At 69.1% G+C, this 6,511-nt stretch carries 5 protein-coding genes; all 5 read left to right on the top strand.

The features are described from left to right. Window positions 1-1,272, top strand: a 1,272-nt coding sequence (locus DQ229_RS11090) for a M24 family metallopeptidase (RefSeq protein ID WP_155326499.1), incomplete at its 5' end; no start/stop codon positions are given. A gap of 179 nt (window positions 1,273-1,451) precedes the next feature. Next, window positions 1,452-2,399, top strand: a complete 948-nt coding sequence (locus DQ229_RS11085; RefSeq protein ID WP_238381042.1) for a thiamine pyrophosphate-dependent dehydrogenase E1 component subunit alpha — start codon at window positions 1,452-1,454, stop codon at window positions 2,397-2,399. A gap of 10 nt (window positions 2,400-2,409) precedes the next feature. Then, a complete protein-coding gene (locus tag DQ229_RS11080) occupies window positions 2,410-3,405 on the top strand; it encodes an alpha-ketoacid dehydrogenase subunit beta (RefSeq protein WP_114966347.1) in 996 nt (331 codons plus the stop codon). After that, entirely contained in the window at window positions 3,395-4,885 is a 1,491-nt protein-coding gene (locus DQ229_RS11075) for a biotin/lipoyl-containing protein (protein ID WP_114966346.1), read from the top strand. The genes DQ229_RS11080 and DQ229_RS11075 overlap by 11 nt, the downstream gene beginning before the upstream one ends. A gap of 35 nt (window positions 4,886-4,920) precedes the next feature. After that, on the top strand, window positions 4,921-6,351 hold the full coding sequence (locus tag DQ229_RS11070) for an NAD-dependent succinate-semialdehyde dehydrogenase (RefSeq protein ID WP_114966345.1): 1,431 nt from the start codon (window positions 4,921-4,923) through the stop codon (window positions 6,349-6,351). The last annotated feature ends 160 nt before the right edge of the window (window positions 6,352-6,511 follow it).

The raw sequence follows: 6,511 nt of genomic DNA, 5'->3' as shown, positions 1-6,511 counted from the left end.
TTGACCCCTCAGGATCTTGAGCCGGATTGGCGTTGGGAGGGTCGTTTGCCGGCCTGGGGTCATACCTCGGTGGATTTCGAGCGCCGGATCGACCATGATCGTTTGCGCCGTTACCGTCTGGCGCGGACGCGTCAGGCCCTGCAGGCGAGCCAGGCGGGGACGCTTTTGTTGTTTGATGTGAACAACATCCGCTATGTCTCGGCGACCAAGATCGGCGAGTGGGAGCGCGACAAGATGTGCCGTTTCTGCCTGCTGACGGGGGATGATGCGCCCTATGTGTGGGATTTCGGCTCGGCGGCGATGCACCACAAGAAGTTTAGCGACTGGCTGGTGCCCGATCATTGCCGCGCCGGCGTGGTGGGGATGCGCGGGACCATTCCGCCCGAGTTCGGCCTGATGCGCAAATATGCGCGCGAGATCGCGGGGCTGATCCGCGATGCGGGCATGGGCGACATGCCGGTGGGCGTGGATTATGCCGAGACGGCGATGTTCCACGCGCTGCAGGAGGAAGGGCTGAATGTGGTCGACGGCCAGCAGATCATGCTGGCCGCGCGCGAGATCAAGAACTGGGACGAGATCCAGCTTCTGACCCAGGCCGCCAGCATGGTCGATGGCGTCTATCACATGATCTACGAGGAGCTGAAGCCGGGCATCCGCGAGAACGACATCGTGGCGCTGTCGAACAAGATGCTCTACGAGATGGGCTCGGACGATGTCGAGGCGATCAACGCGATCTCGGGCGAGCGCTGCAACCCGCATCCGCACAATTTCACCGACCGCTATTTCCGCCCCGGCGACCAGGCGTTCTTCGACATCCTGCAGTCCTACCAGGGCTACCGGACCTGCTACTATCGCACCTTCAACATCGGCCGTGCGACGCCGGCGCAGCATGACGCCTATGTCAAGGCGCGCGAATGGATCGACGCCTCGATCGCGATGATCAAGCCGGGCGTGACCACCGACAAGGTGGCCGCGGTCTGGCCCAAGGCCGAGGAGTTCGGCTTTCCCAATGAGGATGCGGCCTTCGGGCTGCAATTCGGCCACGGGCTGGGGCTGGCGCTGCACGAGCGGCCGATCATCTCGCGCGCGGTCAGCCTGGAGCATCCGATGGAGATCCAGACCGGCATGGTCTTCGCACTGGAGACCTATTGCCCGGCGGCAGATGGCTATTCGGCGGCGCGGATCGAGGAAGAGGTGGTGGTGACCGACACCGGGGTCGAGGTGATCAGCCTGTTTCCGGCCGAGGAGCTGCCGATCGCCAACCGCTATTGATCGCGCCCCCGCCGGGGCGCGATGCCTCCGGCGGGGATATTTTGACCAGGAAGAAGGCAGGGGCCGGGCGCCCTTGTTCTTGCGGGAGGGACGCAATGGCCAAGGCCGGCAAGACCAGCGCAACCGCGGGCAAGGCGCCCGCGCGGAAGGCATCCGACAACAGCGGCGCCTATCTGCGGATGTATCGCCAGATGCTGCGCATCCGCGCCTTCGAGGACCAGGCCAACCAGCTTTACCTGTCGGCCAAGATGCCGGGGCTGACGCATATGTATTCGGGCCAGGAGGCGGTCGCGGTGGGGATCTGCGAGGCACTGACGCCTGAGGACAAGATCACCTCGACCCATCGCGGGCACGGCCATTGCGTGGCCAAGGGCGCGGAGTTTCGCGAGATGTTCTGCGAGCTTCTGGGCAAGGCGGAAGGCTATTGCCGGGGCAAGGGCGGCTCGATGCATATCGCCGACCAGTCGAACGGCAATCTGGGCGCCAATGCCATTGTCGGCGGCTCGATGGGGATTGCCACGGGGGCAGCACTTTCGGCCAGGCGGCTGGGGCGCGACGATGTGGCGGTGTGTTTCTTCGGCGATGGCGCCACTGCGCAGGGGCTGATGTACGAGGTGATGAACATGGCGGCGCTGTGGAAGCTGCCGGTGATCTATGCCTGCGAGAACAACGGCTATTCGGAATACACCAAAACCGCCGAGATCGCCGCGGGCTCGCTCATCGCACGGGCCGAGGCCTTCGGGATCGAGGCCTTCAGCGTCGACGGCCAGGATGTGCTGGCAGTCAACGAGCTGGCCGGGCGGCTGGTCGCGCGGGCGCGCAAGGGCGAGGGGCCGTTCTTCATCGAGCTGGAGACCTATCGCTATCACGGCCACCATGTCGGCGACATCAACCGCGACTATTACCGCAGCAAGGACGAAGAGGCCCGCTGGAAGGCCGAGCGCGACCCGATCACCAATTTCGCGCGCTGGCTGGTCGCGGAGGGCGTGGCCGCGCAGGACGAGCTGGCCGGGATGGCCGCCGAGGTCAAGGCCGATGCCGAGGCCGCCGTGGCCCATGCGCTGGAGGCGCCCTACCCGGACGTCTCCGAGGTGGACATGCATGTCTTTGTCGAAACCGCGGCCTGAGGAAGAACGAATGCGCGAGATCACGCTGTCAAAGGCCGTCAACGAGGCCATCGCCGAAGAGATGCGGCGCGACCCCACGATCTTTCTGATCGGCGAGGATGTGGCCGAGGCGGGCACGCCCTTCAAGGTGCTTTCCGGTCTGGTCGAGGAGTTCGGCACCGAGCGCGTCATCGACACGCCGATTTCCGAGCCGGGCTTCATGGGGGTCGCGGTGGGGGCGGCGATGACCGGCTCGCGCCCCATCGTCGATCTGATGTTCGGCGATTTCCTGTTTCTGGTGATGGACCAGCTGTGCAACCAGGCGGCCAAGACCCATTACATGTCGGGCGGCAAGCTCAAGGTGCCCTTGGTGCTGCGCACCAATCTGGGCGCGACGCGGCGCTCGGCGGCGCAGCACAGCCAGTCGCTGCATGCGCTGGTGGCCCATATTCCGGGGCTGAAGGTGGCCATGCCCTCCTCGGCCTACGAGGCCAAGGGGCTGATGAAGACCGCCATTCGCGACGACAACCCGGTGGTGATCTTCGAGGACAAGCTGATGTACCAGGAGAAGGCCCCGGTCCCGGAGGAGGAGTATCTGATCCCCTTCGGCCAGGCCAATGTGGTGCGCGAGGGCCGCGATCTGACCATGGTGGCGACCTCGTCGATGGTGCAGGTGGCGCTGGCGGCGGCGCACGCGCTCGAGGGCGAGGGCATATCGGTCGAGGTGATCGACCCGCGCACCATCGTGCCGCTCGACGAGGCGACGATCCTGAACTCGGTGCGCAAGACCTCGCGCGCCATGGTGATCGACGAGGGCCACCAGAGCTATGGCATCACCGGCGAGATCGCGAGCCGGATCGGCGAGAAGGCATTTTACCACCTCGATGCGCCGGTGGTGCGGATGGGGGCGATGGATGTGCCGGTGCCGTTCAGCCCCGCGCTGGAGGATCTGACCGTGCCCACCCCCGAGGGCGTGGCCGAGAAGGCGCGCAAGATGCTGCGCGGGGAGCTTTTCGATGGCGCATGAGGTGATCATGCCCGCGCTCGGCATGGCCCAGGACAGCGGCGTGATCGTGTCCTGGCTGAAGGCGCCGGGCGCGGCGGTGAAGGCCGGCGAGCCGCTCTTCGAGGTGGAGACCGACAAGGCCACGATGGAAGTCGAGGCGCAGGCCGATGGCTGGCTGTCGACGCCGCGCTACGTTGCTGGCGACGAGGTCGCCGTGGGCGCGGTGATCGCCCATATCGCCGAAAGCGCCGAAGCGGCCGAAGCCGCTGGCACCGGTGATGGTGCGGGCGGCGGTGATGTGGGCGGCGATGCGCCCACCGAGGGCGGTGATGCAGGCGACGGTGCGCTGCCCGCGGGCACGGCGGTGATCATGCCCGCGCTCGGCATGGCCCAGGACACGGGCGTGCTGCTGGGCTGGCTGAAAGAACCCGGCGCGGCGGTGAAGGCCGGCGAGCCGCTCTTCGAGGTGGAGACCGACAAGGCCTCCATGGAGGTCGAGGCCGGCCAGGACGGATACCTGGCCGCGGTGCTGGCCGCGCCGGGCGACGAGGTGCCGGTAGGCCGGACCATCGCGGTGATCGCCGACGCGCCCCCCGCCACGCCGCTGGTGCGCGCCCTGGGCGAGGCCCCCGATACGCCCGCGGCACCCGACACGACCCCCGCCCCTGATTCGACCCCCGCCCCCGGCGGGGCGGCCGAGGGGGGCGCGACGCCCTCCGAGACCGGCAGGCCCGCCGCAGCCGCACCCGGCAAGGAGACGCCTGCCCGCGCCGACGGTCGCATCCTCGCCTCGCCCAAGGCGCGCCGGCTGGCGCGCGAGCGCGGGCTCGACCTGTCCCGGCTGGTGCGCATGGGCGTGGCGCAGCCCTATCATGTGGCCGATCTGGAGACGCTCGAACAGGCCGGGCCCGAGACGGCCATGGCCGGCACCGCCGGGCAGACCGAGGCGGCAGGCGGCACGATGGCGGGCAGCAGGATGGCAGGCGGGCGCGACCTGCTCGAGGCCGAGGCCCCCGCCGCGCCGCTGGGCGACCTGCTGGACTGGCTGGAGGAAGAGACCGGCGCCACTGCCTCGCGCGCGGCCGTGCTGGCCGGTTTCGCCGCGGGCGCGCTGCGCGGTGCGGTCGATGCGGGCCAGGCTCAGGGCGACGAATCCGCCGAAGCGGCGGCGCTGCATGTCCAGATCGCCTGCCCCCCCGCCGCGGGCGCGCTCTATCGTGACCCCGACCTCGCCGGGTTGGCCCGCGCCGCCCCCACCGAGCCCGCCCCTGCCAGGGCCGCGCCCGACCTGATCCTGCGCGATCTCACCGCCACGCGGCTGAGTGGTGCGCGGCTTGCCCGTGACGGGGCGGTGCCGGTGCTCACGCTCACGACCGCGCCGCAAGGCCAGCTGCGCGTCACCCTCACCTTCGCCCCGGGCACGCTGCCCGAGGATGCGGCGATCGCCCTGCTCGACGGCTTCGCCGGGCGGCTCGAAGAGCCGCTGCGCCATCTGCTTTGAACCAGAAAGCCCAAACCCCGAAAAGGTCCGAACCCATGCAGCACACCGATCTCTACATCAACGGCCAGTGGCGTCCGGGCAGCGGGGCCGAGCGCTTCGACGTGCTCAACCCCGCCGATGAGAGCGTGCTGGCCTCGGTCGCCTCGGCCACCCCTGAAGATGCCATAGCCGCCATCGACGCCGCCGAGGCCGCCTTCGCCGACTGGGCCGGGCGCAGCCCGCGCGCGCGCGCCGAAGTGCTGCGCCGGGCGTTCGAGCTGATGACCGCGCGGCTCGACGCGTTCGCCCGCCTGATCACCCTGGAAAACGGCAAGGCCCGCGCCGACGCCATGGGCGAGGCCGCCTATGCCGCCGAGTTCTTCCGCTGGTTCGCCGAAGAGGGCGTGCGCGCCCATGGCAACCTGATGCCGGCGCCGGCCTCGGGCGCGCGCATCCTGGTGCATCAGAAACCCGCCGGCATCGCCGTGCTGGTCACGCCCTGGAACTACCCCGCCGCCATGGGCACGCGCAAGATCGCGCCGGCCTTGGCCGCCGGCTGCCCGGTGGTGATCAAGCCCGCCTCGGAAACGCCGCTCACCATGCTCGCGCTGATGCCGCTTCTCGAAGAGGCCGGCGTGCCGCCCGGCGTGGTCAATGTGCTGCCCTCGCGCAGCGCCGGCAGCCTGGTCGATGCCATGCTGCACGACCCGCGGGTGCGCGTGGTCTCCTTCACCGGCTCGACCGAAGTCGGGCGCAAGCTGCTGAAGGGCGCCGCCGACCAGGTGCTCAAGCCCGCGATGGAGCTGGGCGGCAACGCGCCGCTGATCGTGTTCGAGGATGCCGATATCGACCAGGCCGTCGAGGGCGCCATGCAGGCCAAGATGCGCAACCTCGGCGAGGCCTGCACCGCCGCCAACCGCTTCTATGTGCACGAGAGCGTGCTCGAGAGTTTCACCGAGCGCTTCACCGCGGCCATGGCCGCGCTGAAGATGGGCAACGGGCTCGAGGAGGGCATCGATGTCGGCCCGCTGGTCAATGCCGAGACCCGCGACAAGGTCGCAGCCTTCGTCGATGACGCGGTGGCGCGCGGCGCCGAACTGCGCCTGGGCGGGCAGCGGCCCAACGGGCCGGGCTTCTTCTACCCGCCCACGGTGCTGGCGCGCGTGCCCGAGGATGCCGATTGCGTCGCTGACGAGATCTTCGGCCCCGTCGCCGCGATCCAGGCGTTTTCGGACGAGGCCGAGGTCATCGCAAAGGCCAATGACACCGAATACGGCCTGGTCGCCTATGTCTTCACCCGCGACCTGGGGCGCGGCCTGCGGGTGAGCGAACAACTCGAGTTCGGCATGGTCGGGCTCAACCGCGGCCTCGTCTCCGACCCGGCGGCACCCTTTGGCGGCGTCAAGCAATCGGGGCTGGGCCGCGAGGGCGGGCATGAGGGCCTGCTCGAGTTCATGGAAACGCAGTATATCTCGACAGCCTGGTGAGCCGCATGACACGCCGCGACACGCCCTATATCGCCAGCCCCTCGGTGCGCGCCCGCGCCGCCCGCGAAGGGGTCGACCTCGGCGCGCTCGCCCGCGAGACCGGGCGCGAGACGCTTGGGCACGAGGATGTCTCGTCTGCCATGCAAGCCGCGGCAGGCCC

The sequence above is a fragment of the Alkalilacustris brevis genome, from assembly GCF_003350345.1.
Lineage (GTDB): Bacteria > Pseudomonadota > Alphaproteobacteria > Rhodobacterales > Rhodobacteraceae > Alkalilacustris > Alkalilacustris brevis.
This window is presented reverse-complemented; position numbering and strand designations above follow the sequence as displayed.

Bases quoted from the DNA above. Each gene is read 5' to 3' on its own strand.
- DQ229_RS11085 (WP_238381042.1), top strand. From the start codon at position 1,452: ATGTATCGCCAGATGCTGCGCATCCGCGCCTTCGAGGACCAGGCCAAC.
- DQ229_RS11080 (WP_114966347.1), top strand. From the start codon at position 2,410: ATGCGCGAGATCACGCTGTCAAAGGCCGTCAACGAGGCCATCGCCGAA.
- DQ229_RS11075 (WP_114966346.1), top strand. From the start codon at position 3,395: ATGGCGCATGAGGTGATCATGCCCGCGCTCGGCATGGCCCAGGACAGC.
- DQ229_RS11070 (WP_114966345.1), top strand. From the start codon at position 4,921: ATGCAGCACACCGATCTCTACATCAACGGCCAGTGGCGTCCGGGCAGC.